Source organism: Streptomyces sp. NPDC018045 (assembly GCF_044327445.1).
GTDB lineage: Bacteria > Actinomycetota > Actinomycetes > Streptomycetales > Streptomycetaceae > Streptomyces.
This window is the reverse complement of the sequence record NZ_JBIRFL010000068.1, coordinates 1-3,908: the sequence shown is the minus strand read 5'-3', so window position 1 is coordinate 3,908 and position 3,908 is coordinate 1. Positions and strand designations below refer to the sequence as shown.

The 3,908-nt window shown below is 73.1% G+C and carries 1 protein-coding gene; it reads right to left on the bottom strand.

Features of this window, described 5'->3' with window-relative positions:
* Positions 1-3,908: amino acid adenylation domain-containing protein (locus ACH4EB_RS38510; protein WP_398353194.1), on the bottom strand; the 3,908-nt coding region annotated here is incomplete at both ends.

Below are 3,908 nucleotides of genomic sequence, written 5' to 3'. Positions count from 1 at the left end.
TGCCGCGTCAACTCATTGTGGTACGCACCCGGCTTGAGCCGAATGTCCAGCGCACCGATCCGGTCGTCCCCCGCGGCGAGGCCCGCGAAGAACTCGGGCGCCACCACCAATTCCTTCTCCAGCAGCACGGCCCGGTCGACCACGGTCCGCGCCGCGGCGCCCCGCCCGGACTGCACTGCGGCCCGCAGCGCCCGCAGCGAACCGGCGTGCCGCACATCACCAATCACCAGCCGGCCGCCGGGCGCCAGCAGCCCCAGCGCCTGGCCGACGACCCTGGCCAGGTACTCGCCGTCGGGGAAGTACTGCACAACAGAGTTGATCAGCACGGTGTCGAAGTAACCAGCCGGAAGGCCCGTCACGTCATCGGCCGCCTGACCGCGCAGCCGCACCCGGTCACCCAGACCCGCCTCCGCCACCTGCCCCGTCAGCCGCTCGATGACGGCGGCCGACAGGTCCGTACCCCAGTACTCGTCCACGTCCTTCGCAAGGTGCGCCATCAACAGGCCGGACCCCACGCCGATCTCCAGGACACGACGGCCGCCGGACTCCCGTACGCGGTCCACGGCCGCGTCCCGCCACGCGCGCATCTCGTCCAGCGGGATCGGCTCCCCCGTGTACGAGCTGTCCCAGCCGGAGAAGTCCTCGCCGAAGGCGGCCGGTTCGCCGCCGCCGGTGCCGGAGTACACCGAGTCGTAGATCTCCCGCCACTCCTCGACCTGCGCCTGCGCGTCCACACCGGCCCCGGCGCGGGCGGCCACGTCCAGGTCGGGGACGACGTACGCGGCGAGGCGCTGGTCGCCCGGCGCGTCCTCGCGGGCCACCACCACGGCCTGCCGCACACCCTCCGAAGCCGTCAGCAGCGACTCGATCTCGCCCGGCTCGATACGGTAGCCGCGCAGCTTGACCTGTTCGTCGGCCCGGCCGGCGAACTCCAACTGCCCGTCCGCGCGCCACCGCGCCAGGTCACCGGTCCGGTACATGCGAACTCCCGGCGCGAACGGGCAGGCGACGAACCGTTCGGCGGTCAGGCCCGGGCGCCCCACATACCCGCGCGCCACCTGGGCGCCGGTGACATACAGCTCGCCGACGACGCCCACGGGCACCGGCCGCAGGCCCGCGTCGAGCACGAAGACCCGGGTGTTCCAGGTGGGCCGGCCGATCGGTACGGCGTGCCCGTCGGCGTCCCCGCCCGTCCAGACGGCGGAGGCGACCTGGATGGTCATCTCGGTGGGTCCGTACAGGTTGAACAGCTCGCTGTTCCAGGCCGTGCTGATCCGCGCGGCCAGGCCGGGGCGCAGCGCCTCGCCGCTGGACCAGATGCGGGTGACCGCGTGCCCGGCGGGCGGCTCGGGCAGGTTGGCCAGCAGGGACGGCGGGAACTGGGCGACAGTGACGCCGTTCGCCGCGATGTGGGAGACCAGCCGCTGCGGGTCGCGGACCTCGTCGGCGGGGGCCACGCTGATCGCGGCGCCGGACAGCAGCGGGAACCAGATCTCCAGGCCCACCGAGTCGAACCGCATCGACGTACGGAACAGCACGACGTCACCGGGGCCGACCGGATGGGTGGCCCGCATCCACTGGAGGTTGTTGGCCAGGCCGCGGTGCTCGACGAGCACGCCCTTGGGGCGGCCCGTGGAGCCGGAGGTGTAGATGACGTACAGCGGGCTCGCGGGGGTGAGCGGCGTGGTCCGCTCGCTGTCCGCCAGGTTGCCCGCGGCGTGCCGCGCGAGGGCCGCGGTGGTCTCCGCGTCGTCGAGGACGACGGCCGGAACGCCTGCCGCGCCGGTGTCCAGGCCGCTGTCCCGGGTGACCAGCGCCAGATGGGGCCGGGCGTCGCGGAGCGTGGCCAGCAGCCGCTCGGCCGGGTCGTCGGGGTCGAGCGGCAGGTAGGCGCCGCCGGCCTTGAGGACGCCGAGGAGGGCCACGACGGTCTCCGCCGAGCGGGGCAGGGCGACCGCCACCAGTCGCTCGGGGCCGACGCCGCGTCCGACGAGGTGCCGGGCGAGCCGGTTGGCGCGCGCGTTCAGCTCGGCGTAGGTCAGCACGGTGTCGCCGGACAGGACGGCGGTGGCCTCGGGCGACCGCTCCACCCGCGCCTCGACCAGGTCCACCAGGGTGCCCGGGCGGAGGTCGGCCGCGGTGTCGTTCCAGTGCTCCAGCACCTGCCGGTGCTCCCGCCCGGTGAGCAGACCGGCCTGGCTGATCAGCCGCTCCGGCGCGTTCAGGGCCTGTTCCAGCAGCCGGATCCAGCGGGCGACAAGGCTCTCGACGGTGGACCGGTCGAAGAGATCGGTGGCGTACTCGACCAGCGTCTCGATGCCGGCCGGGTTGCCCGCCGCGTCATACCGCTCGGTGAGCGAGAGCAGCATGTCGAAGCGCGAGGTGCCCGCGTCCACCTCCTCCATCCTGACCCGCAGGCCGGGCAGGGTGAAGTCTCCCTGACCGGTGTTCTGGAGGACCAGGGCGACCTGGAAGAGGGGGTGGTGGGAGGTGGAGCGCTGCGGGTTGAGCAGCTCCACCAGGTGCTCGAACGGCACGTCCTGGTGCGCGTACGCGGCGAGACTCGACTCCCGTACGCGGCCCAGCAGCTCCTCGAAACTCGGATCCCCGGAGGTGTCCGTGCGCAGCACGAAGGTGTTCACGAACAGGCCCACCAGATCGTCCAGCGCCTCGTCCGTACGCCCCGCCACACCACTGCCCAACGCGATGTCCGTCCCCGCGCCCAGCCGCGTCAGCAGCGCCGCCATACCGGCCTGCAACGCCATGAACACCGTCGCGCCCGAGGCGCGGGACAGGTCCGACAGCCGCTGGTGGAGCGCGGCGTCGATGGTGAACTCCGCGTACGCGCCCCGGTACGAGGCGACGGCCGGGCGCGGCCGGTCGGCGGGGAACGTCACCTGCTCCGGCAGGCCGGCGAGCTGGCCGCGCCAGTAGGCGACCTGGCGGCTGAACAGGCTGTCCGGGTCGGACTCGTCGCCGAGCAGTTCGCGCTGCCACAGGGTGTAGTCCGCGTACTGCACGGGCAGCTCCGCCCACCGCGGAGCCTCGCCCTGGACACGGGCGGTGTACGCGGCGACCACGTCGCGCGCCAGCGGGCCCATGGACCAGCCGTCACCCGCGATGTGGTGCAGCAGGAGCAGCAGCACACTGTCGTACTCCCCGGCCGCGCCGGCCGTTCCGGTCTCGAAGAGCCAGGCGCGCACCGGCGGCTCACCGGCCAGGTCGAAGCCGTACCGGGCGGCTTCCTCCATCGCCGACGGCAGTCCGGCCTCGGTCACCGTGCGGCGTTCCCACGCGAAGTGCGCCTCGTCCGGGTCCAGCACCCGCTGGTGCGGCTCGCCGTCCTCGGTCTCCGGGAAGACGGTACGCAGCGACTCGTGCCGCCCGATCACATCCCGCAGGGCCGCGTGCAGCGCCTCCGCGTCCACGGTGCCGGTCAGGCGCAGCGCCAGCGGCATGTTGTACGTCGCCGACGGGCCTTCCAGCTTGTGCAGGAACCACAGGCGGCGCTGGGCGGAGGACAGCGGGATCCGCGCGGGGCGTGCCACCCGGGTCAGCGCCGTACGGGTCCGCCCGCCGGGTGCCAGCCGTGCCACCAGTTCGGCGACGGTCGGCGCCTCGAACACGTCCTTGATCGGCAGTTCCGTGCCGAGGACGCTGCGGATACGGCTGACCAGGCGGGTGGCGAGCAGCGAGTGCCCGCCCAGGTCGAAGAAACTGTCGTCGATACCGACCCGGTCCACGCCCAGCACCTCGGCGTAGAGGCGGCACAGGGCCTCTTCCTGCGGAGTACGGGGCTTGCGGCCGTCCACGGTGGCGGCGTATTCGGGTACGGGCAGTGCCTTGCGGTCCAGCTTGCCGTTGGGGGTCAGCGGAAGGCGGTCCAGGACCATGACGGCCGACGGCAC